General features: G+C 52.9%; 20 protein-coding genes. 16 read left to right on the forward strand and 4 right to left on the reverse strand.

The genetic code is table 11. The features are described from left to right. Window positions 1–30: 30 nt before the first annotated feature. The 4 genes from KP80_RS20025 to map form a co-directional block, all read right to left on the reverse strand. Window positions 31–420: a DUF3461 family protein gene (locus tag KP80_RS20025; protein ID WP_052285400.1), complete on the reverse strand. Its 390-nt coding sequence runs from the start codon at window positions 418–420 to the stop codon at window positions 31–33. A 106-nt stretch (window positions 421–526) separates the two neighbouring features. Then, window positions 527–1,351 (reverse strand): 2,3,4,5-tetrahydropyridine-2,6-dicarboxylate N-succinyltransferase, encoded by an 825-nt coding sequence (dapD, locus tag KP80_RS20030; protein ID WP_052285401.1) that lies wholly within the window; start codon window positions 1,349–1,351, stop codon window positions 527–529. 33 nt (window positions 1,352–1,384) lie between these two features. Further along, entirely contained in the window at window positions 1,385–4,057 is a 2,673-nt protein-coding gene (glnD, locus tag KP80_RS20035; protein ID WP_052285402.1) for a bifunctional uridylyltransferase/uridylyl-removing protein GlnD, read from the reverse strand. A 133-nt stretch (window positions 4,058–4,190) separates the two neighbouring features. Continuing rightward, window positions 4,191–4,985, reverse strand: coding sequence for a type I methionyl aminopeptidase (map, locus tag KP80_RS20040; protein ID WP_052285403.1), 795 nt, complete (start codon window positions 4,983–4,985; stop codon window positions 4,191–4,193). A 329-nt stretch (window positions 4,986–5,314) separates the two neighbouring features. On the opposite strand from map, the gene rpsB reads away from it, so the two are divergent. From rpsB to dnaE, 16 genes are all read left to right on the forward strand, one after another. After that, window positions 5,315–6,040: a 30S ribosomal protein S2 gene (gene rpsB, locus KP80_RS20045; protein WP_052285404.1), complete on the forward strand. Its 726-nt coding sequence runs from the start codon at window positions 5,315–5,317 to the stop codon at window positions 6,038–6,040. A 134-nt stretch (window positions 6,041–6,174) separates the two neighbouring features. Next, window positions 6,175–7,026 carry a translation elongation factor Ts gene (tsf, locus tag KP80_RS20050; protein ID WP_045439976.1) on the forward strand — a complete coding sequence of 284 codons (852 nt, stop codon included), beginning with the start codon at window positions 6,175–6,177 and terminating at the stop codon, window positions 7,024–7,026. A gap of 161 nt (window positions 7,027–7,187) precedes the next feature. Further along, complete coding sequence (gene pyrH / locus KP80_RS20055; protein ID WP_052285405.1) at window positions 7,188–7,913, forward strand: UMP kinase; 726 nt, start codon at window positions 7,188–7,190, stop codon at window positions 7,911–7,913. Window positions 7,914–8,188: 275 nt separating this feature from the next. After that, on the forward strand, window positions 8,189–8,746 hold the full coding sequence (frr, locus tag KP80_RS20060) for a ribosome recycling factor (RefSeq protein ID WP_052285406.1): 558 nt from the start codon (window positions 8,189–8,191) through the stop codon (window positions 8,744–8,746). Between the two features lie 214 nt (window positions 8,747–8,960). Further along, window positions 8,961–10,157, forward strand: a complete 1,197-nt coding sequence (ispC, locus tag KP80_RS20065; protein ID WP_052285407.1) for a 1-deoxy-D-xylulose-5-phosphate reductoisomerase — start codon at window positions 8,961–8,963, stop codon at window positions 10,155–10,157. A 237-nt stretch (window positions 10,158–10,394) separates the two neighbouring features. Next, window positions 10,395–11,153, forward strand: a complete 759-nt coding sequence (gene ispU / locus KP80_RS20070; protein WP_052285418.1) for a (2E,6E)-farnesyl-diphosphate-specific ditrans,polycis-undecaprenyl-diphosphate synthase — start codon at window positions 10,395–10,397, stop codon at window positions 11,151–11,153. 12 nt (window positions 11,154–11,165) lie between these two features. After that, window positions 11,166–12,023, forward strand: a complete 858-nt coding sequence (gene cdsA, locus KP80_RS20075; protein ID WP_052285408.1) for a phosphatidate cytidylyltransferase — start codon at window positions 11,166–11,168, stop codon at window positions 12,021–12,023. An 11-nt stretch (window positions 12,024–12,034) separates the two neighbouring features. Further along, window positions 12,035–13,387, forward strand: coding sequence for a sigma E protease regulator RseP (rseP, locus tag KP80_RS20080; protein WP_052285409.1), 1,353 nt, complete (start codon window positions 12,035–12,037; stop codon window positions 13,385–13,387). Window positions 13,388–13,417: 30 nt separating this feature from the next. After that, complete coding sequence (gene bamA / locus KP80_RS20085) at window positions 13,418–15,829, forward strand: outer membrane protein assembly factor BamA (protein ID WP_052285410.1); 2,412 nt, start codon at window positions 13,418–13,420, stop codon at window positions 15,827–15,829. 127 nt (window positions 15,830–15,956) lie between these two features. Continuing rightward, window positions 15,957–16,442 carry a molecular chaperone Skp gene (skp, locus tag KP80_RS20090; protein ID WP_052285411.1) on the forward strand — a complete coding sequence of 162 codons (486 nt, stop codon included), beginning with the start codon at window positions 15,957–15,959 and terminating at the stop codon, window positions 16,440–16,442. 3 nt (window positions 16,443–16,445) lie between these two features. Next, window positions 16,446–17,471 (forward strand): UDP-3-O-(3-hydroxymyristoyl)glucosamine N-acyltransferase, encoded by a 1,026-nt coding sequence (lpxD, locus tag KP80_RS20095; protein ID WP_052285412.1) that lies wholly within the window; start codon window positions 16,446–16,448, stop codon window positions 17,469–17,471. 102 nt (window positions 17,472–17,573) lie between these two features. After that, on the forward strand, window positions 17,574–18,029 hold the full coding sequence (gene fabZ / locus KP80_RS20100; RefSeq protein ID WP_052285413.1) for a 3-hydroxyacyl-ACP dehydratase FabZ: 456 nt from the start codon (window positions 17,574–17,576) through the stop codon (window positions 18,027–18,029). 3 nt (window positions 18,030–18,032) lie between these two features. Next, a complete protein-coding gene (lpxA, locus tag KP80_RS20105) occupies window positions 18,033–18,821 on the forward strand; it encodes an acyl-ACP--UDP-N-acetylglucosamine O-acyltransferase (RefSeq protein ID WP_052285414.1) in 789 nt (262 codons plus the stop codon). Beyond that, a complete protein-coding gene (lpxB, locus tag KP80_RS20110; protein WP_052285415.1) occupies window positions 18,821–19,969 on the forward strand; it encodes a lipid-A-disaccharide synthase in 1,149 nt (382 codons plus the stop codon). Before lpxA ends, lpxB begins: the two co-directional genes overlap by 1 nt. After that, on the forward strand, window positions 19,966–20,562 hold the full coding sequence (rnhB, locus tag KP80_RS20115; RefSeq protein ID WP_052285416.1) for a ribonuclease HII: 597 nt from the start codon (window positions 19,966–19,968) through the stop codon (window positions 20,560–20,562). The genes lpxB and rnhB overlap by 4 nt, the downstream gene beginning before the upstream one ends. A gap of 32 nt (window positions 20,563–20,594) precedes the next feature. Next, window positions 20,595–22,950, forward strand: a 2,356-nt coding sequence (gene dnaE / locus KP80_RS20120; protein WP_052285417.1) for a DNA polymerase III subunit alpha, incomplete at its 3' end; no start/stop codon positions are given.

A 22,950-nucleotide genomic window follows, 5' to 3' on the forward strand; every position in this document is an offset into this window, starting at 1 on the left:
TGCCGCCGGGAAAACTAAATGCACGCGAACTTATTTATTGCGCGTCAGTTTTTCCAGATCGGCTTCAATTTCGCTGATCTTGTTGGTGACGACGCTTTCCAGATGACGCAGATCGTCAAGGATCTTGCGCTTGAGATCGACTTCGGTCCGATCGCGCTGGCAAATCTGATCTAGCTCATCAATGATATAGCGAAGGTTAGGACTGATCTCCTGCACCTCTTTGAAACCCTGACCTGCGCCATCGGCTGCCACGGTTTTACGCTGGCGTGGATATTTGAACTTCACGCTCTTGGCGAAAAACTCACCCTTATCCTTCTGGAAATAGATTTTCAGGATATCGTTATTGGCTTCCTGCCGGAGGCTGTAACGATCGATTTCATCAGGATTGGTAATGCCCAAACTTTTCAGATTATCGTACATAGCGGTACCCTTGATCTAAATTAACTATTGAATAATTAACGAAAAAATCATTTTCCGCCAGCGTAGAGATAAAAAAAAGCGGGGTAGCCCCGCTTTTCACATCTTATTAATCGATGGTGCGTAGCAGTTCGTTGATGCCCACTTTACCGCGGGTTTTCGCGTCAACTTTCTTCACGATAACCGCGCAGTACAGGCTGTATTTACCGTCTTTCGATGGCAGGTTGCCGGAAACTACCACGGAACCCGCTGGAACGCGGCCGTAGAACACTTCGCCGGTTTCACGGTCGTAGATTTTGGTGCTCTGGCCCAGGTAAACGCCCATGGAGATAACAGAGCCTTCTTCAACGATCACGCCTTCAACGACTTCGGAGCGAGCGCCGATGAAGCAGTTATCTTCGATGATGGTTGGGTTGGCCTGCAGTGGCTCCAGTACGCCGCCGATGCCGACACCGCCGGACAGGTGAACGTTTTTACCGATCTGCGCACAGGAACCCACGGTCGCCCAGGTATCAACCATAGAGCCTTCATCAACGTAGGCACCGATGTTGACGTAGGAAGGCATCAGCACGGTATTACGTGCGATGTAAGCACCCTGACGAACTGCCGCTGGTGGTACCACGCGGAAGCCTTCTTTCTGGAAACGCGCTTCGTCGTAGTCGGCGAATTTCATCGGTACTTTATCGAAGTAGCGGCTTTCCGCGCCGTCGATAACCTGGTTATCGTTAATGCGGAAAGAGAGCAGAACCGCTTTCTTCAGCCATTGGTGAGTGACCCACTGGCCGTCAATTTTTTCAGCGACACGCAGCGCGCCGGAATCCAGCAGGGAAATAACCTGGTTGACCGCTTCGCGGGTTACGGTATCCACATTTGCCGGCGTGATGTCGGCGCGACGCTCAAAAGCGGACTCAATAACGTTCTGTAATTGCTGCATTGTTTACTCTTTCCATTTACTAATAAAAAATCGTTACCCTTTATCGTTTGGATTGAGGGCTGCTGTCAACCGTTGTTGCACTTCTTGTTGCAGCTCATTATTAAGGGCACGCCGGTCTGCGGTGGCGATTATAAATAAATCTTCTACTCGTTCACCAATTGTCGTAATTCTGGCCCCGTGGAGCGAAATTCCGAGGTCGGCAAACACCTGGCCGACGCGGGCAAGTAGGCCTGGCTGATCGAGCGCAATCAACTCGAGGAACGAACGACGGTCGGTGTGGGTCGGCAGGAAATTGACCTCGGTATCGACGGAGAAGTGGCGCAGTTTTGCCGCTTGACGACGAGGCTGAGGTGGCTGCCAGCTGTGCTGGGTAATCGCCTGTTCTAGCCCGAGACGAATCGCCTCGTGACGATCGCCGGAGAGCGGGCTGCCGTCAGGCTCAAGTACAATGAAGGAGTCCATCGCCATACCGTCGCGAGTAGTGAAAATCTGCGCGTCGTGTACGCTGAGGTTGCGGCGGTCGAGTTCGGCACAAACAGCGGCGAACAGGTACGGCCGGTCCGGGCTCCAGATAAAGATCTCCGTTCCGCCGCGCGTGGCCTGTGGGCTCAGTAGGATCATCGGCTGGGTCAGATCGTGTTTCAGCAGATGTCGGGCGTGCCATGCCAGTTGGTTTGGCGTGTGGCGCACAAAGTAGTTGGCGCGACAGCGGTTCCAGATCTGATGCAGCGCTTCTTCATCAATATTGTCCATGCGCAGCAGCGCCAGCGCCTGCATCTGATGATGGCGTACGCGCTCGCGCATATCCGGCGTGTTTTGCATTCCCCGGCGCAGCTGTTTTTCAGTAGCAAAGTACAGCTCACGCAGCAGGCTCTGTTTCCAGCTGTTCCATAGGGTTTCGTTGGTGGCGCAGATATCGGCAACCGTCAGGCAGACCAGGAAGCGCAAGCGGTGTTCGGTTTGTACTTCTTCGGCGAACTGTTTAATCACTTCCGGATCTTGAATATCGCGACGTTGGGCGGTGACCGACATCAATAGATGCTGGCGCACCAGCCAGGCAACCAACTGGGTTTCTCGCGAGTTCAGGCCGTGCAGTTCGGCAAACTTGAGCACGTCCTGCGCGCCAAGGACCGAGTGGTCGCCGCCGCGCCCTTTGGCGATATCGTGGAACAGAGCGGCAATCAGAATAAGTTCCGGGTGATTCAGGCGCGGCCATAGGTCAACGCACAGCGGATGGCGTGGGCGCGTCTCTTCGTGGGCAAAACTCTCAAGCTTCAGCAGCACGCGAATGGTGTGTTCGTCCACGGTATACGCATGGAACAGGTCAAACTGCATCTGCCCGACGATATGTGACCACTGAGGCATATAGGCCCACAGCACGCTGTGGCGATGCATAGGCAGTAAACCGCGGCTGACGGCACCCTGGTGGCGCAGCATGCTCAGAAACAGTTCTCGCGCTTCCGGGATATAGCACAGCGGCTGGCTCAGATGGCGCCGGGCATGGCGCAGATGGCGCAGCGTGGTTGAATAAATACCGGTTATGCTGCTGTTACGTACCATGATATGGAACATACGCAGAATGGCCTGCGGTTCGCGGACGAATAGCGTGTCATCGCGCAGATCGATAAGCGTACCGCGCAGCTGGAAATCATCGTCAATCGCCCGTGGTTTTTCATCTTCAGTGAGGGCGAGAATGGCTTCATCAAACAGCTGTAGCAGCATGTGATTGAGTTCGCCGACCCGGCGGGTGACGCGATAGAAATCCTTCATCATATGTTCGATAGGCTGGTTGCCTTCACCGGCGTAATTCAAGCGTTGGGCGACGCTAAGCTGGCGGTCGAACAGCAGACGGTTATCGTAGCGGTTAAGCTCCAGATGCAGGGCGAAACGAATGCGCCACAGCAGATGCAGACATTCGTTGAGTTCGTTACGCTCGGCCTCGGTCAAAAAGCCAAAGCTGACCATTTCGTCGAGCGAGGTGGCACCAAAATGGCGGCGGGCGACCCACTGAATGGTGTGGATATCGCGCAAGCCGCCGGGGCTGCTTTTAATATCCGGCTCCAGATTGTAGCTGGTGCCGTGATAGCGCTGGTGACGCGCCTCTTGTTCGGCGACTTTGGCGGGGAAAAAGGTTTCTGACGGCCAGAATCCTTCGCTGAAGACGTTTTTCTGCAGTTCAAGAAATAGTGCTACGTCGCCAATCAGCAGGCGGGATTCAATCAGGTTGGTGGCAACAGTGAGATCTGACAGCCCTTCCAGCAGACACTCTTCCAGCGTACGTACGCTGTGACCAACTTCCAGCTTTAGATCCCACAGCAGCGTCAGCAGTTCACCAATCTTTTGTGCCTGCTCATCAGACAGCTTTTGACGGCTTAAGATCAGTAGATCAACGTCGGAAAGCGGGTGCAGTTCACCGCGGCCGTAGCCACCGACGGCAACTAGCGCGGCATCTTCGACTTCACCAAAGCCGTACAGCAGCCACAGGCGCTGAAGCAGCTGGTCAATAAATTCGGTGCGGGCTTCAATCAGTTGTTCGGCAGAGATGCCGTTGTCGAAGGCTTCTCCCAGCCAGCCCTGGAACACATCGAGGCGGTTTTTGATCTCCGCGCAGTTCAGGCTGCTTTGCGGCCAATCAACCGGGTTTTCCGGTTGGCCGGGCAGGGTGGGGAGAATTGTGCATGCCAGTTCAGGTAAGGAGTTACTCATCAAACCACCCATAAGAAAAAACTATCACCCATAAAAAAATCGCCGGGAGCGATTTTTAACGTCGCTTGCGACGGCCCGAAGGGTGACGGGCAGGACGCCCGTCATAAAAAAGCCGGCAATCGCCGGCTTTTCATTATTCGTTGTGCGAGATTATCGCCGGGATGGTGTCATCCTTGCGTAACGTCAGTATTTCGCAGCCGTTGTCCGTTACCACAATAGTATGCTCGTACTGTGCAGACAAGCTACGGTCTTTGGTTTTTACCGTCCAGCCGTCTTTCATGGTACGGATCTCTTTCTTACCCGCGTTCACCATCGGTTCGATGGTGAAGGTCATGCCCTGCTTTAATACCACGTCGGTTTCGCGAGAGTCGTAATGCAGCACCTGCGGTTCTTCGTGGAATCCGCGTCCAATGCCGTGTCCGCAATATTCGCGCACCACGGAGAAGCCTTCTGCTTCGACGAATTTCTGGATTGCTGCACCGATTTCACGCAGGTTTACGCCTGGTTTCACCATTCTCAGCGCAACGTACAGGCTTTCTTTGGTGACGCGGCACAGGCGCTCGCCCAGAATGGTCGGTTTGCCAACGATAAACATCTTGGAAGTGTCGCCGTGGAACTCATCTTTAATCACGGTAACGTCGATGTTGACGATGTCGCCGTCTTTCAGATGTTTTTCGTCATCCGGGATGCCGTGGCAGACAACTTCGTTAATGGAGATACAAACTGATTTCGGGAAGCCGTGGTAGTTCAGGCAGGCGGAAATCGCTTTTTGTTCGTTGACAATATAATCGTTACAGATGCGATCCAGTTCACCGGTGGTGACGCCGGGCTTCACGTACGGTTCGATCATTTCCAGCACTTCAGCGGCCAGACGGCCGGCAACGCGCATTTTTTCAATGTCTTCAGGGGTCTTAATAGAAATAGCCATGGAATATGTCCATCAGTGTCGATTTAATCGACAATAATTGAGTATTAGTGATGTCAATGTTAACAGCCCGGAGCCGTCCCTGCCAAATTGAGAATCATTCTGAACTTCGCCTTTCGTGCCCCGCAGAGCGATAACTACTGTTGGTATCTTCGGCGAATTTATGGTATAAAGCGCGCCGAACTTCCGCTCATTGTTTTGGCTGGAAGCGACAAATCTCACTTTGTGTAATAACACACACGTATCGACACATATTCCGGGGTGCCCTTAGGGGTCGGTAATATGGGATGCGTGGAGGCTTAACCCCAACTTTATCTATAGAGGTTTTTACCATGGCAACTGTTTCCATGCGCGACATGCTCAAGGCTGGTGTTCACTTTGGTCACCAGACCCGTTACTGGAACCCGAAAATGAAGCCTTTCATCTTCGGCGCACGTAACAAAGTTCACATCATCAACCTTGAGAAAACTGTACCAATGTTCAACGAAGCTCTGGCTGAACTGAACAAGATCTCTTCTCGCAAAGGCAAAATCCTTTTCGTTGGTACTAAACGCGCTGCAAGCGAAGCTGTGAAAGAAGCTGCAAACAGCTGCGACCAGTTCTTCGTGAACCATCGCTGGCTGGGCGGTATGCTGACTAACTGGAAAACTGTTCGTCAGTCCATCAAACGTCTGAAAGATCTGGAAACTCAGTCTCAGGACGGTACTTTCGACAAGCTGACCAAGAAAGAAGCGCTGATGCGTACTCGTGAGCTTGAGAAACTGGAAAACAGCCTGGGCGGTATCAAAGACATGGGCGGCCTGCCGGACGCACTGTTCGTAATCGATGCTGACCACGAGCACATTGCTATCAAAGAAGCGAACAACCTGGGTATCCCAGTATTCTCTATCGTTGATACCAACTCTGATCCAGATGGCGTTGATTTCGTTATCCCTGGTAACGACGATGCAATCCGTGCTGTAACCCTGTACCTGAGCGCAGTTGCTGCTACCGTTCGTGAAGGCCGTTCCCAGGATCTGGCTTCCCAGGCGGAAGAAAGCTTCGTAGAAGCTGAGTAATAAGGCACGCTCGTTAGAGCCCTTATAGACCAGGTAGTACACGTTTGGTTAGGGGGCCTGTCTATGGCCCCCTTTTTTACTTTTAAATCTGTGCGGTTTCGGCCGGGCAGATCAAATCTTCCGAGGATTTTAGAATGGCTGAAATTACCGCATCCCTGGTAAAAGAGCTGCGTGAGCGTACTGGCGCAGGCATGATGGATTGCAAAAAAGCACTGACTGAAGCTAACGGCGACATCGAGCTGGCAATCGAAAACATGCGTAAATCTGGCGCGATCAAAGCAGCTAAGAAAGCAGGCAACGTTGCTGCTGACGGCGTGATCAAAACCAAAATCGAAGGCAACTTCGGCGTGATTCTGGAAGTTAACTGCCAGACTGACTTCGTTGCTAAAGATGGTGGTTTCCAGGCGTTCGCTGACAAAGTTCTGGACGCAGCTGTTGCTGGTAAAGTGACTGACGTTGAAGTCCTGAAAGCACAGTTCGAAGAAGAGCGCGTTGCACTGGTTGCTAAAATCGGTGAAAACATCAACATCCGTCGCGTTGCAATCCTGGAAGGCGACGTTCTGGGCAACTACCAGCACGGTGCACGTATCGGTGTTCTGGTTGCTGCTAAAGGCGCTGATGAAGAGCTGGTTAAACACCTGGCAATGCACGTTGCTGCAAGCAAGCCAGAATTCGTTAAGCCAGAAGACGTGTCTGCAGAAGTTGTAGAAAAAGAATACCAGGTTCAGCTGGATATCGCGATGCAGTCCGGTAAGCCGAAAGAAATCGCAGAGAAAATGGTTGAAGGCCGCATGAAGAAATTCACCGGTGAAGTTTCTCTGACTGGTCAGCCTTTCGTTATGGACCCAAGCAAAAACGTTGGCCAGCTGCTGAAAGAGCACAACGCTGACGTGACTGGCTTCATCCGCTTTGAAGTGGGCGAAGGCATCGAGAAAGTTGAGGCTGACTTCGCAGCAGAAGTTGCTGCAATGTCCAAGCAGTCTTAATTGCTGTAAAGGAGCCGCCTAAGGGCGGCTCTCTTTTGTGTACTAAAGATTTAGGCAGTAAAGAAAATCGTCATGTGGAAATCAGCCAGCTCCTATTGGGGTTCACAGGCAAGGAACGCATGATGTCACTCATCCCATTCGTGACACTCTCAGGAAACAAAATGGCTACCAACGCAAAACCTGTCTACAAACGTATTCTGCTCAAGCTTAGCGGCGAAGCATTGCAGGGGACTGAAGGCTTCGGTATTGACGCAAGTATTCTTGACCGCATGGCGCAAGAGATTAAAGAACTTGTTGAGCTGGGCATCCAGGTGGGTGTCGTTATTGGTGGTGGCAACTTGTTCCGTGGCGCGGGTCTGGCAAAAGCGGGCATGAACCGCGTTGTGGGCGACCACATGGGCATGCTGGCAACGGTAATGAACGGCCTGGCAATGCGTGACGCACTGCATCGCGCCTATGTGAACGCCCGCCTGATGTCAGCGATTCCGCTGAATGGTGTTTGTGATAACTACAGCTGGGCAGAGGCTATCAGCCTGCTGCGTAACAACCGCGTCGTGATTCTGTCCGCCGGTACCGGCAACCCGTTCTTCACCACCGACTCCGCGGCCTGTCTGCGCGGCATCGAAATCGAAGCCGACGTGGTACTGAAAGCCACCAAAGTTGACGGCGTATTTACCGCTGACCCGGCGAAAGACCCGTCTGCAACCATGTACGAGCAGCTGAGCTACAGCGACGTGCTGGAACAAGAACTGAAAGTCATGGATCTTGCCGCCTTTACGCTGGCCCGTGACCATAAATTGCCAATTCGCGTATTCAACATGAACAAACCAGGCGCACTGCGTCGCGTGGTCATGGGCGAAAAAGAAGGCACTTTAATTACGGAATAATTTCCGTAGCGGCCAATTCCGGGTAAGATTCGCCTTTACCTGGCCGAATTGATTCACTCTATGGATTTCGAGTTGCGGGAACGCGGTAAGTGAGAGGATCCCGAAAAGCTTACTTTAGTAAGTGATTCGGGGGAACGAATACAGCCAATGCATCCGCAGCTTGAATGACGACGAGTATATTCTGTGGCCTGATTTAAACGAGACTATACTTAGCGCATTGTTTGCAATGTGTCATCGTCTGGTCTGACTGAGACTAGTTTTCAAGGATTCGTAACGTGATTAGCGATATCAGAAAAGATGCTGAAGTACGCATGGAAAAATGCGTGGAAGCGTTCAAAAACCAAATCAGCAAAATTCGCACGGGTCGTGCTTCTCCCAGCCTGCTGGACGGCATTGTCGTTGAATATTACGGCACCCCAACTCCGCTGCGTCAGCTGGCAAGCGTTACGGTAGAAGATACCCGTACGCTGAAAATCAACGTGTTTGACCGTTCTTTAGGCCCGGCCGTTGAAAAAGCAATTATGGCGTCTGACCTCGGTCTGAACCCAAGCTCTGCGGGCACTGATATTCGCGTGCCACTGCCTCCGCTGACCGAAGAGCGTCGTAAAGACCTGACTAAAATTGTTCGTGGTGAAGCAGAACAAGCGCGCGTTTCCGTGCGTAACGTGCGTCGCGATGCGAACGATAAAGTGAAGGCACTGCTGAAAGACAAAGAGATCAGCGAAGATGACGATCGCCGTTCTCAGGAAGATGTACAGAAACTGACCGATGCGGCTATCAAGAAAGTTGAAGCGGCGCTGGCAGAGAAAGAAGCAGAGCTGATGCAGTTCTAATACTGCGTAAGTTGTGCGATGAACGCCGTACAGGGAGCATCACTGCTTCGCTGGCGGCGTTTTGCTTTGTACTCGTCGTGTTTCAAGTTGCCACCGGCAGGCTACGTCCCTGAAACTAGATTATTGGATGCGGTAAGCGCTTTGGGACCATCGACTTTCTGCCTTTGCGCGACTTGAAATCTACCGAGTATATTTTATCTATTCTGGATCTCTCATGAAGCGATTAGCTGTTCTGGGCTCAACGGGCTCTATTGGGTGCAATACGCTGGACGTCGTGCGCCATAACCTAGAGAAATTTACGGTAACCGCGCTGGTAGCGGGTAAAAACGTCGAGCGCATGGTTGAACAGTGCCTGGAGTTTACTCCGCGCTATGCGGTGATGGATGACGCACACAGCGCCCACGCCGTGATGTTGGCTTTGCGTGAGCAGGGTAGTCCGACTGAAGTGCTTAGCGGCCAGCAGGCGGCCTGCGATGTTGCGGCGCTGGACGATGTTGATCAGGTCATGGCGGCGATTGTGGGTGCAGCCGGCCTGCTTCCAACGTTGGCAGCAATCCGTGCGGGAAAAGTCATCCTGCTGGCGAATAAAGAGTCGCTGGTGACCTGCGGGCGTCTGTTCCTTGAGGCGGTTAAACAACATAATGCACAATTGTTGCCCGTCGACAGCGAACATAACGCTATCTTTCAGAGTTTACCGCAAAGTTTTCAGAGCAATTTAGGGTACGCTGACCTGACGCAGCATGGAGTGTCATCCATTCTGCTTACCGGATCGGGTGGTCCATTCCGTGAAACGCCAATCGCTGAACTGAGCGCAATGACGCCAGATCAGGCTTGCCGTCATCCGAACTGGTCGATGGGACGTAAAATTTCCGTCGACTCGGCCACCATGATGAATAAAGGTCTGGAATACATCGAAGCCCGCTGGCTGTTTAATGCATCAGCTCAGCAGATGGAAGTGCTGATTCACCCTCAGTCGGTCATTCACTCGATGGTGCGATACCAGGACGGAAGCGTACTGGCGCAGCTGGGTGAGCCCGACATGCGGACGCCGATTGCCAATACCATGGGGTGGCCACATCGTGTGGTTTCCGGTGCTAAGCCGCTGGATTTCTGCAAGATGGGGACGTTGAGCTTTAGCGAACCTGATTATGCGCGCTACCCTTGCCTGAAGCTGGCAATGGAGGCCTTTGAACAGGGCCAGGCGGCGACCACAGCGCTCAATGCTGCCAACGAGATTGCCGTTGCTGCATTCCTCGGCGGTCAAATCCGTTTTACCGATATTGCGGCAGTTAATCTGGCGGTTCTGGAACACCTCGAACTCAGTGAACCACAGAGCGTAGAGGCGGTAATGGAAATGGATGCCAGGGCGCGTAAAGAGGCGTCTGTGCAGGCTAAGCATTTCGTCCGTTAATGAGAGCGGAATCAGCATACAAACCATCACGGCATTTGTTAGCATCTGGCTTCAGTGATATAGTCTGCGCCACTCGGTAGCACTGCGTTTGCGTTTTGCTATCGAGAGAGCCGTGATTAAGCACGGCTTTTTTGCGACACAAAGATACGTAAAATCATTCAGGTTTTCCTGAAAGATAAAGTGTATGGCTGTATTCCGGGGTACCGCTCATCCCTTTTCATGGATTATAAACGCGTTATGTTGTCTGCTAATCAACCAACCAGCGAGAACCCGCCAGCCCACGGTTGCCGTCATGTGGCAATCATTATGGATGGCAATGGCCGCTGGGCGAAGAAGCAAGGTAAGATTCGCGCCTTTGGACATAAAGCCGGGGCGAAATCCGTGCGCCGCGCCGTATCCTACGCCGCGAGCCACGGTATTGAAGCACTAACGCTATACGCATTCAGCAGTGAAAACTGGAACCGCCCGGAGCAAGAGGTGAGTGCGTTGATGGAGCTGTTCGTTTGGGCACTGGACAGTGAAGTAAAAAGCCTGCACCGTCATAACGTTCGGTTGCGGATTATTGGCGATACACATCGGTTTAATTCGCGCCTGCAAGAGCGGATCCGGAAGGCGGAAACGCTGACGGAAAAAAATACGGGGTTAACCTTGAACATCGCTGCAAACTACGGCGGTCGATGGGATATTATTCAGGGAGTTCAGCGCTTAGCCGAACAGGTTCAGCAAGGGGAACTCCGCCCCGATCAAATCAATGAAGAACTGCTGAATCAGCAGATCTGCATGCATGAACTGGCTCCCGTAGATTTAGTGATTAGGACCGGGGGAGAACATCGGATCAGTAACTTTCTCATCTGGCAAATAGCCTATGCTGAACTTTACTTTACAGATGTTCTTTGGCCCGATTTCGATGAACAAGACTTTGAGGGTGCACTGCATGCTTTCGCTAATCGAGAGCGACGTTTCGGTGGCACCGAGCCTGGTGGCGACAAAGCCTGATGGGGGTAGCTTTTGCTGAAGTATCGCCTGATTTCTGCATTGATTTTAATACCGGTTGTTATCGCAGCCCTGTTTTTGCTGCCGCCCGGTGGCTTTGCTATTGTGACGCTCGTTGTGTGTATGCTGGCAGCGTGGGAATGGGGACAGTTTAGCGGTTTCACTTCGCGCACCGAGCGCGTGTGGCTCGCGGTACTCTGCGGCCTGTTGCTGGCGGTGATGCTATTTTTGATTCCGGAATATCACCATAATATTCATCAACCGGTAGTCGAAATATCGCTCTGGGCCTCCCTGATTTGGTGGGGCGTCGCGCTGGTTTTAGTTCTCTCATATCCAGGCTCTGCGGCACTTTGGCGTCAATCAAAGGCGCTGCGTCTGGTTTTCGGTATCGCGACGATTGTACCGTTTTTCTGGGGCATGCTGGCTCTCCGCTCATGGCATTACGACGAAAACCACTACAGCGGTGCGCTGTGGCTGCTTTACGTCATGATTCTGGTGTGGGGTGCAGACTCCGGTGCGTACATGTTCGGCAAGCTGTTTGGCAAACATAAGCTCGCACCCAAGGTCTCCCCAGGCAAAACCTGGCAGGGCTTTATCGGTGGCCTGATCACGGCGGCCGTTATCTCCTGGGCATACGGTGTTTGGGCAAATCTGGACGTTGCACCGTCCATCCTGTTAACCTGTTCCATTATTGCCGCGCTGGCTTCTGTTTTGGGCGATCTCACGGAGAGCATGTTCAAGCGTGAAGCGGGTATTAAAGACAGCGGGCATTTGATCCCGGGGCACGGTGGGATACTGGACCGAATTGACAGCCTGACGGCGGCAGTGCCGGTCTTTGCCTGCCTGCTGCTGCTGGTATTCAGGACGATTTAACGGATGGACTTATGCTGAGCATTCTCTGGAACCTGGCCGCATTTATTATCGCGCTAGGGGTATTGATCACCGTACACGAATTTGGTCATTTCTGGGTTGCTCGGCGCTGTGGTATCCGTGTAGAGCGCTTTTCTATTGGTTTTGGGAAAGCGCTGTGGCGCCGCGTTGATAAACGCGGCACCGAATTTGTGGTTGCCCTTATTCCCCTGGGCGGCTACGTCAAAATGCTCGACGAGCGTGTTGACACTGTTGCGCCTGAACTGCGCCACATGGCATTCAATAACAAAACGGTCGGCCAGCGCGCCGCCGTGATTGCCGCTGGCCCCATCGCTAACTTCCTCTTTGCTATCTTCGCCTACTGGCTGGTGTTTATCATCGGTGTCCCTGGTGTTCGTCCGGTTGTTGGCGAAATAACCGCCAACTCGATCGCGGCGGAAGCACAAATTGCACCAGGCACGGAACTAAAAGCGATAGATGGTATCGAAACGCCTGACTGGGATGCTGTGCGCCTGGCGTTAGTGGCAAAAATTGGTGACGAAAGCACCACTCTCACCGTTGCCCCTTTCGGGAGTGACCAGCGACAGGATAGAATCCTCGATCTGCGTCATTGGGCGTTTGAGCCAGATAAAGAAGATCCGGTGACCTCGCTTGGGATACGTCCCCGTGGTGCACAGATCGAACCTGTACTCGCCGAAGTGCAATCTGACTCTGCGGCGCGTAAAGCCGGTTTACAAGCAGGGGATCGGATCGTTACAGTCAACGGTCAACCGCTGACGCAATGGCTGACGTTTGTTACGCTGGTGCGTGACAATCCTGGCAAAGCGTTACAGCTGGGGATCGAAAGGCAGGGGAGTCCCTTGTCTTTAACTCTGATACCGGATACAAAACACGGTAGCGGAAAAGTAGAAGGGTTTGCAGGGGTAGTACCGAAAATTATCCCGCTGCCTGAGGAATATAAAACAGTGCGCCAGTATGGGCCCTTCAGCGCGATTGTCGAAGCCACGGAGAAAACCGGGCAGTTGATGAAGCTGACGGTCAGTATGCTGGGAAAATTGATAACCGGTGACGTCAAACTGAACAACCTCAGCGGGCCGATTTCTATCGCCCAAGGGGCTGGGATGTCTGCGGAGTTTGGGTTGATTTACTACCTGATGTTTCTTGCACTCATCAGCGTGAATTTAGGCATAATCAACCTGTTCCCGCTCCCCGTACTTGATGGGGGACATTTGCTGTTTTTAGCGATTGAAAAGCTAAAGGGCGGCCCGGTATCCGAGCGAGTTCAAGACTTTAGTTATCGCATTGGCTCGGTTTTGCTGATGCTGTTAATGGGGCTTGCACTTTTCAATGATTTCTCTCGGTTGTAGAGAGATAGTTAGGAAGAACGCATAATAACGATGGCGATGAAAAAGTTGCTCATAGCGTCGCTGCTTTTTGGCAGCGCGACCGTATACGGTGCTGACGGATTCGTAGTGAAGGACATTCATTTCGAAGGCTTGCAGCGAGTCGCTGTTGGTGCGGCCCTCCTCAGTATGCCAGTACGTCCTGGCGATACCGTCACTGATGATGATATCAGTAACACCATTCGCGCCCTGTTTGCCACGGGCAACTTTGAGGACGTCCGCGTCCTGAGAGACGGCGATGTGTTACTGGTGCAGGTCAAAGAACGCCCAACAATTGCGAGCATCACCTTCTCCGGTAATAAATCGGTGAAAGATGACATGCTGAAGCAAAACCTTGAAGCGTCTGGCGTTCGCGTCGGGGAATCCCTCGACCGTACAACGCTCGGCGATATTGAAAAAGGTCTGGAAGATTTCTATTACAGCGTCGGTAAGTACAGCGCGAGCGTGAAGGCGGTCGTTACGCCGCTGCCGCGTAACCGTGTCGACCTGAAGCTGGTATTCCAGGAAGGGGTTTCCGCGAAGATCCAACAGATCAACATTGTGGGTAACCATGCGTTCAGTACTGAAGATCTGATTTCTACTTTCCAGCTGCGCGATGAAGTGCCGTGGTGGAACGTGGTAGGCGATCGCAAATACCAGAAACAGAAGCTGGCGGGTGACCTTGAAACCCTGCGTAGCTACTATCTGGACCGCGGCTATGCCCGTTTCAACATTGATTCCACTCAGGTTAGTCTGACGCCGGATAAAAAAGGTATCTACATCACCGTTAACATCACCGAAGGCGACCAGTACAAACTGTCTGGCGTACAGGTGACGGGGAACCTGGCAGGCCATTCAGCGGAAATCGAAGGGCTGACTAAGATTGAGCCAGGCGAGCTGTATAACGGTGCGAAAGTGACCAAAATGGAAGATAACATTAAGAAACTTCTTGGTCGCTATGGCTACGCCTATCCGCGCGTGCAGTCTCAGCCGGAAATTAACGATACCGATAAAACCGTCAAGCTGCATATCAACGTGGATGCTGGCAACCGTTTCTACGTGCGTAATATCCGCTTCGAAGGTAACGACACCTCCAAAGATTCCGTACTGCGTCGAGAAATGCGCCAGATGGAAGGCGCATGGTTGGGCGGTGATTTAGTGGACCAGGGTAAAGATCGTCTGAATCGTTTGGGCTACTTTGAAACCGTCGACACCGATACCCAGCGCGTACCGGGCAGTCCGGACCAGGTTGACGTTGTTTACAAGGTTAAAGAACGTAACACCGGTAGCTTCAACTTCGGTATCGGCTACGGTACTGAAAGCGGCGTGAGCTTCCAGGCAGGCGTTCAGCAGGATAACTGGTTAGGTACCGGTTACTCTGTGGGTATCAACGGTACCAAGAACGACTACCAGACCTATACCGAGCTTTCTGTGACCAACCCGTACTTTACGGTTGATGGCGTTAGCCTTGGCGGTCGTGTCTTCTACAATGACTTTAAAGCTGACGATGCTGACCTCTCCTCCTATACCAACAAAAGTTATGGTGTAGACGGGACGTTAGGCTTCCCGATTAACGAATACAACTCACTGCGTGCGGGTCTGGGCTATGTCCACAACGACCTGTCCAACATGGAACCGCAGGTGGCGATGTGGCGTTATCTGGACTCTATCGGCCAGACGGCGGGTAAAACCAGCGACGATAACGGTTTCTCGGCAAACGACTTCACCTTCAACTATGGTTGGACGTATAACAAACTGGACCGCGGTTACTTCCCGACGGACGGTTCGCGCGTCAACCTGAACGGTAAAGTGACGATTCCGGGCTCCGATAACGAGTTCTATAAAGTAACCATGGATACGGCGTCCTACTTCCCAATTGATGACGATCATCAGTGGGTGGTTCTGGGCCGTACCAAGTGGGGCTATGGTGACGGAATTGGCAGCAAAGAACTGCCATTCTATGAAAACTTCTATGCCGGTGGTTCTAGCACCGTACGTGGTTTCCAGTCCAACACCATTGGTCCAAAAGCGGTTTACTACGGTGCATCTGGTCTGGATAACTGTGACCAGTCCGGCGGCTACTGTAAGTCTGACGATGCGGTGGGTGGTAACGCCATGGCCGTCGCCAGCCTGGAGCTGATTGTTCCAACGCCGTTTATCAGCGATAAATACGCGAACTCGGTCCGTACCTCCTTCTTCTGGGATGCCGGTACCGTTTGGGATACCAACTGGCAAAATACCTCTGCGATGAAAGCGGCAGGCGTTCCGGATTATAGCGATCCGAGCAATATCCGTATGTCCGCAGGCATTGCATTACAATGGATGTCCCCATTAGGGCCGTTGGTCTTCTCCTACGCCCAGCCGTATAAGAAATATACTGGAGATAAATCCGAGCAGTTCCAGTTTAACATTGGTAAAACCTGGTAATTGCTCATTGCAAAGGAATGCACGTTCAGTTTAGTTTTGCTGGCATAAGGCGATAGCGTCAGGTGGCCTGCGGGCCACCAAAAGAACAGTACCTTCGGGTACATATGGGATGGTAAGGAGTATTATTGTGAAAAAGTGGTTAGTCGCAGCAGGTCTGGGTTTAGCAATGGCCGCTTCTGCTCAGGCAGCAGATAAAATTGCAATTGTTAACATGGGTAACCTGTTCCAGCAAGTTGCACAGAAAACCGGCGTTTCCAACACACTGGAAAACGAATTCAAAGGCCGTGCTGGCGAACTTCAGCGTATGGAAGGCGACCTGCAGTCTAAAATGCAGCGTCTGCAGTCTATGAAAGCAGGTGCTGACCGCACCAAGCTGGAAAAAGACATCACTGCACAGCGTCAGTCTTTCTCTCAGAAAGCACAGTCCTTTGAGCAGGATCGTCAGCGCCGCACTAACGAAGAACGTGGCAAACTGGTTACTCGTATCCAGACTGCAGTGAAATCCGTTGCTGCTAGCCAGAGCATCGACCTGGTGGTTGACGCTAACGCCGTTGCATTCAACAGCAGCGATGTGAAAGACATCACCGCTGATGTACTGAAACAGGTTAAATAAGTAATGCCTTCAATTCGACTGGCTGACTTAGCTCAGCAGTTGGATGCGGAATTACACGGTGATGGCGATATCGTCATCACCGCTGTCGCGTCCATGCAATCCGCTAAGGCGGGTCATGTCACGTTCCTGGTTAATCCCAAGTACCGTGAACACCTGTCCGCTTGCGAAGCGTCGGCGATTGTCCTGACGCATGATTTACTGCCTTTTGCCAAAGGCGCTGCGCTGGTAGTGAAGAATCCCTACCTGACATACGCACGTATGGCACAAATTTTAGATACCACGCCACAGCCGGCGCAGGATATCGCGCCAAGCGCGGTCGTTAGTTCGTCCGCAACGCTTGGTAACAACGTCTCTATTGGCGCCAATGCCGTGATTGAGTCTGACGTTGTTCTTGGCGATAACGTCGTGATTGGGGCGGGGTGTTTCGTTGGTAAAAAGACCAAAATTGGTGCCGGTTCACGCCTGTGGGCGAACGTAACCATTTACCACGAAGTCGAGATCGGTGAGAATTGTCTGATCCAATCCAGCACCGTTATCGGTTCTGATGGTTTTGGATACGCCAACGATCGCGGCAACTGGGTGAAGATCCCTCAGTTAGGTCGAGTGATTATTGGCGATCGCGTGGAGATCGGCGCATGTACAACGATCGACCGCGGCGCGCTTGACGACACGCAGATCGGCAATGGTGTTATCATTGATAACCAGTGCCAGATTGCGCACAACGTGGTGATTGGCGACAATACCGCGGTTGCAGGCGGTGTTATCATGGCCGGCAGCCTGAAAATTGGTCGTTACTGCATGATTGGCGGCGCCAGCGTGATTAACGGCCATATGGAAATTTGCGACAAAGTGACCGTGACCGGTATGGGGATGGTGATGCGTCCTATTACTGAGCCTGGCGTTTACTCGTCCGGTATTCCGCTACAGCCGAATAAGGCATGGCGTAAAACGGCTGCACTGGTGATGAATATTGATGAAATGAGCAAGCGTCTCAAAGGTTTGGAACGCAAGCTGAACAATCAAGACTAATTTTCATCTAATCGCCTTTCGTTTCCCGGCCTGTCGGCATTCTTGTAATCCGGCAGGCCGTGTTATTATTGCCCCTTAGTATATTTTGACAGGAAGAGTATTTTGACAACTGACACTCATACTCTGCACATTGAAGAGATTTTAGAACTTCTGCCACACCGCTACCCGTTCTTACTGGTAGACCGCGTGCTGGATTTTGAAGAAGGTCGTTTTCTGCGCGCAGTGAAAAATGTTTCCGTAAATGAGCCGTTTTTCCAGGGACACTTCCCTGGCAAGCCGATTTTACCGGGCGTGCTGATTCTGGAAGCAATGGCACAGGCCACCGGTATTCTGGCGTTTAAAAGCGTGGGTAAACTGGAGCCAGGCGAGCTGTACTACTTTGCTGGTATCGATGAAGCGCGCTTTAAGCGTCCTGTCGTGCCTGGCGATCAAATGATTATGGAAGTCACCTTCGAGAAAACCCGCCGTGGCCTGACTCGCTTTAAAGGCGTTGCGCTGGTTGATGGTAAAGTGGTTTGCGAAGCGACAATGATGTGCGCGCGTAGCCGGGAGTCCTAATCCGTGATTGATAAAACCGCCTTTATCCATCCTACTGCCATCGTGGAAGACGGTGCCGTTATCGGTGCTAATGCCCACATTGGTCCGTTTTGTATTGTGGGGCCGAACGTCGAAATTGGCGAAGGCACCGTACTGAAGTCTCACGTTGTTGTTAACGGCCACACTAAAATTGGTCGTGATAACGAGATCTATCAGTTCGCCTCTATCGGGGAAGTTAACCAGGATCTGAAATATGCTGGTGAACCTACTCGCGTGGAAATTGGCGATCGCAACCGCATTCGCGAAAGCGTCACCATTCACCGTGGCACAGAACAGGGCGGTGGATTGACGAAGGTGGGCAGCGATAACCTGCTGATGATCAACGCCCACGTGGCACACGATTGTACAGTCGGAAACCGCTGTATTCTGGCAAACAACGCTACCCTCGCGGGCCACGTTTCGCTGGATGATTTTGTGATCATCGGCGGCATGACCGCGGTGCACCAGTTCTGCATTATCGGTGCGCACGTGATGGTAGGCGGCTGTTCTGGGGTTGCTCAGGACGTTCCGCCATACGTTATTGCTCAGGGCAACCACGCGACACCGTTTGGCGTCAACATCGAAGGCCTGAAGCGCCGCGGCTTTAGCCGTGAAGCGATCACCGCCATCCGCAACGCTTATAAAGCGTTGTATCGCAGTGGCAAAACGTTGGAAGAAGTGAAACCGGAAATTGCTGAGCTTGCGAAGCAGCATCCGGAAGTTCAACCCTTTAGCGACTTCTTCGCCCGCTCTACGCGTGGCCTGATTCGTTAATGACTGAGCAGCGTCCTTTAACGATTGCCCTGGTCGCCGGAGAAACCTCCGGCGATATTCTTGGTGCAGGTCTCATTCGCGCCGTGAAGGCGCGAGTACCCAACGCGCGTTTTGTTGGTGTTGCTGGCCCTCTCATGCAGGCCGAAGGCTGTGAAGCCTGGTATGAAATGGAAGAGTTGGCGGTGATGGGTATTGTGGAAGTGCTGGGGCGACTACGTCGTTTACTGCACATTCGCGCCGATCTCACCCAGCGTTTTACCGATCTCAAGCCCGATGTCTTTGTCGGCATTGATGCCCCCGATTTCAATATCACCCTTGAGGGCAACCTTAAGAAGCAGGGGATCAAAACCATTCATTACGTCAGCCCGTCCGTATGGGCCTGGCGACAGAAACGCGTCTTCAAAATTGGCAGATCCACCGATTTGGTTCTTGCTTTTCTGCCTTTTGAAAAAGCGTTTTATGACAAATTTAACGTTCCGTGTCGCTTTATTGGCCACACCATGGCGGACGCCATGCCGCTGGATCCCGATAAAAATGCCGCGCGGGATACGTTGGGTATCGCCCACGATGTCCACTGTCTGGCCATGTTGCCGGGTAGCCGTGGTGCCGAAGTGGAAATGCTCAGCGCCGATTTCCTTAAAACCGCTCAGCTGTTACGCCAGCAGTATCCAGACCTTGAGGTCGTGGTGCCGCTGGTGAATGCGAAACGTCGCGAGCAGTTTGAACGTATCAAGGCTGAAGTCGCGCCAGATATGGTCGTGCATATGCTGGACGGTAAGGCTCGTGAGGCGATGATTGCCAGCGACGCCGCACTGCTGGCCTCGGGTACGGCTGCGCTAGAATGCATGTTGGCCAAATGCCCGATGGTGGTGGGCTATCGCATGAAACCGTTCACCTTCTGGCTGGCTAAACGCTTGGTCAAAACCGAGTATGTCTCACTGCCGAACCTGCTGGCTGGCCGTGAGCTTGTGAAAGAGCTGTTGCAGGATGAATGCCAGCCGGAGTTGCTTGCCGAAGCCTTGAAGCCATTGCTGGCGAACGGTCGAACCAGCCACGCGATGCATGACACCTTCCGCGAACTGCACTTGCAAATTCGCTGTAATGCGGATGAGCAGGCGGCAGATGCGGTGCTGGAGTTAGCACAATGATTGAATTTGAATATCCCCATACCCATTTAGTTGCCGGTGTGGATGAAGTCGGTCGCGGCCCATTGGTCGGCGCTGTCGTCACCGCGGCGGTGATTCTCGACCCGGCGCGCCCGATTGTTGGTTTAAACGACTCCAAAAAGCTCAGTGAAAAACGCCGTCTGGCGCTGTTTGACGAAATTAAAGAAAAAGCGCTGTGCTGGAGCCTTGGCCGAGCAGAGCCGCATGAGATTGATGAACTTAATATTCTGCATGCCACCATGCTTGCGATGCAGCGTGCGGTTGCTGGCCTTTCAATTGCTCCGGAATATGTGCTGATTGACGGTAATCGCTGCCCGGTGCTACCAATGCCGTCGATGGCGGTGGTGAAGGGCGATAGCCGGGTTGCAGAAATTAGCGCCGCCTCCATTCTGGCGAAAGTGACGCGTGATGCGGAAATGGCTGAACTGGACAAAGTACTGCCACAGTACGGTTTTGCCCAACATAAAGGCTATCCAACCCCTTTTCATCTGGAAGCGCTTGCACAGCATGGCGCTACCGAGCATCACCGACGCAGTTTTGCTCCTGTCAAACGCGCGCTGGGACTCGCGTCCTAATCCGCGCCGGATAAGTAAACCGGAAATGAATAATGGCTGAACCACGTTTCGTGCACCTGCGGGTGCATAGCGACTACTCCATGATCGATGGGCTGGCAAAAACCGGGCCGCTGGTGAAAAAGGCGGCCGCGTTGGGCATGCCTGCGCTGGCGATCACCGATTTTACCAACCTTTGCGGGCTGGTGAAGTTCTACGGAGCGGGGCATGGCGCCGGGATTAAACCGATTGTTGGTGCTGATTTCCATGTCCAGAGCGAACTGTTTGGCGATGAACTGACTCAGTTAACGGTGCTGGCGGCCAATAATGTTGGCTATCAAAACCTGACGTTGCTGATTTCTAAAGCCTACCAACGTGGCTACGGTGCTGCTGGGCCGATTATCGACCGCGACTGGCTGGTTGAATTAAAAGAAGGGCTGATTTTGCTCTCCGGTGCGCGGATGGGGGATGTTGGTCGTGCTTTACTGCGTGGCAATATGGCGCTGGTTGAACAGTGCGTGGCATTTTACGAAGAGCACTTCCCAAACGCTTACTTCCTTGAGCTTATCCGTACCGGGCGGGCTGATGAAGAAGCCTATCTGCATGCGGCCGTAGATCTAGCGGAAACGCGCGGACTGCCGGTGGTCGCGACCAATGACGTTCGCTTCCTTGAGCCCGGTGACTTCGATGCCCATGAGATTCGCGTCGCGATTCATGATGGTTTCACGCTGGACGATCCAAAACGCCCGCGTAACTACTCTTCGCAGCAATATATGCGCAGCGAAGAAGAGATGTGCGAGCTGTTCTCGGACATTCCAGAAGCGCTGGAAAACAGCGTCGAGATTGCCAAACGATGCAACGTAACGGTGCGCCTTGGCGAATATTTCCTGCCGCAGTTCCCGACTGGTGACATGACCACTGAGGATTTCCTCGTGGCCAAATCCCATGAAGGGCTGGAAGAGCGTCTGGAATTTTTGTTCCCCGATCCTGAAGTCCGTGCGCAGAAGCGCCCGCCGTACGATGAGCGTCTGGAGATTGAACTTAAAGTTATCAACCAGATGGGCTTCCCGGGCTACTTCCTGATCGTAATGGAATTTATCCAGTGGTCGAAAGATAACGGCGTGCCGGTAGGCCCTGGTCGTGGGTCAGGTGCGGGCTCGCTGGTAGCTTATGCGCTGAAAATTACCGACCTCGATCCGCTGGAGTTTGACCTGCTGTTCGAACGCTTCCTTAACCCGGAACGTGTCTCGATGCCTGACTTCGACGTTGACTTCTGTATGGAGAAACGCGACCAGGTTATTGAACACGTGGCGGAGATGTACGGTCGTGATGCGGTTTCGCAGATTATTACCTTCGGTACTATGGCGGCAAAAGCGGTTATCCGCGATGTAGGCCGCGTGCTGGGGCATCCGTACGGCTTCGTTGATCGTATTTCCAAACTGGTGCCGCCCGATCCGGGCATGACGCTGGCCAAGGCCTTTGAAGCCGAACCGCAGCTGCCGGAGATTTACGAGGCTGACGAAGAAGTAAAAGCGCTGATCGATATGGCGCGTAAGCTCGAAGGTGTCACTCGTAACGCCGGTAAACACGCCGGTGGTGTGGTTATCGCGCCGACCAAAATTACCGATTTTGCACCGCTCTACTGCGATGAGCAGGGGCTGCACCCGGTGACTCAGTTTGATAAGAACGACGTAGAATACGCCGGTCTGGTGAAGTTTGACTTCCTCGGTCTGCGTACGCTTACCATCATCAACTGGGCGCTGGAGATGATCAACGCCCGCCGTGAACGCAACGGCGAGCCACCGCTGGATATAGCCGCCATCCCGCTGGATGACAAGAAAAGCTTCGACATGCTGCAGCGCTCGGAAACCACGGCGGTATTCCAGCTTGAATCCCGCGGCATGAAGGATCTGATCAAACGTCTGCAGCCGGACTGCTTCGAAGATATGATCGCGCTGGTGGCCCTGTTCCGTCCGGGCCCGTTGCAGTCAGGGATGGTAGATAACTTTATCGACCGTAAGCACGGGCGTGAAGAGATTTCTTATCCGGACGTTCAATGGCAGCATGAGTGTCTGAAGCCGGTACTGGAACCCACCTACGGCATTATCCTGTACCAGGAACAGGTTATGCAGATTGCCCAGGAGCTTTCCGGCTATACTCTGGGCGGCGCGGATATGCTGCGTCGTGCGATGGGTAAGAAAAAGCCCGAAGAGATGGCCAAGCAGCGCGGTACCTTTGAAGAAGGGGCGAAAAGCCGCGGTGTTGATGGCGAACTGGCGATGAAAATCTTTGACCTGGTGGAGAAATTCGCCGGTTACGGGTTTAACAAATCACACTCTGCCGCCTATGCTTTGGTCTCATACCAGACGCTGTGGCTAAAAGCGCACTATCCGGCTGAGTTTATGGCCTGTC

Origin of the sequence: Kluyvera genomosp. 1 (genome assembly GCF_001266615.1) — a bacterium.
Lineage (GTDB): Bacteria > Pseudomonadota > Gammaproteobacteria > Enterobacterales > Enterobacteriaceae > Kluyvera > Kluyvera cryocrescens_A.

Excerpts from the sequence above, each read along its gene's own strand:
- rnhB (WP_052285416.1), top strand. The coding sequence starts at position 19,966 with ATGATTGAATTTGAATATCCCCATACCCATTTAGTTGCCGGTGTGGAT.
- ispC (WP_052285407.1), top strand. The coding sequence starts at position 8,961 with ATGAAGCGATTAGCTGTTCTGGGCTCAACGGGCTCTATTGGGTGCAAT.
- tsf (WP_045439976.1), top strand. The coding sequence starts at position 6,175 with ATGGCTGAAATTACCGCATCCCTGGTAAAAGAGCTGCGTGAGCGTACT.
- bamA (WP_052285410.1), top strand. The coding sequence starts at position 13,418 with ATGGCGATGAAAAAGTTGCTCATAGCGTCGCTGCTTTTTGGCAGCGCG.
- lpxD (WP_052285412.1), top strand. The coding sequence starts at position 16,446 with ATGCCTTCAATTCGACTGGCTGACTTAGCTCAGCAGTTGGATGCGGAA.
- pyrH (WP_052285405.1), top strand. The coding sequence starts at position 7,188 with ATGGCTACCAACGCAAAACCTGTCTACAAACGTATTCTGCTCAAGCTT.
- rseP (WP_052285409.1), top strand. The coding sequence starts at position 12,035 with ATGCTGAGCATTCTCTGGAACCTGGCCGCATTTATTATCGCGCTAGGG.
- lpxB (WP_052285415.1), top strand. The coding sequence starts at position 18,821 with ATGACTGAGCAGCGTCCTTTAACGATTGCCCTGGTCGCCGGAGAAACC.
- rpsB (WP_052285404.1), top strand. The coding sequence starts at position 5,315 with ATGGCAACTGTTTCCATGCGCGACATGCTCAAGGCTGGTGTTCACTTT.
- KP80_RS20025 (WP_052285400.1), bottom strand. The coding sequence starts at position 420 with ATGTACGATAATCTGAAAAGTTTGGGCATTACCAATCCTGATGAAATC.
- dapD (WP_052285401.1), bottom strand. The coding sequence starts at position 1,351 with ATGCAGCAATTACAGAACGTTATTGAGTCCGCTTTTGAGCGTCGCGCC.
- glnD (WP_052285402.1), bottom strand. The coding sequence starts at position 4,057 with ATGAGTAACTCCTTACCTGAACTGGCATGCACAATTCTCCCCACCCTG.
- ispU (WP_052285418.1), top strand. The coding sequence starts at position 10,395 with ATGTTGTCTGCTAATCAACCAACCAGCGAGAACCCGCCAGCCCACGGT.
- map (WP_052285403.1), bottom strand. The coding sequence starts at position 4,985 with ATGGCTATTTCTATTAAGACCCCTGAAGACATTGAAAAAATGCGCGTT.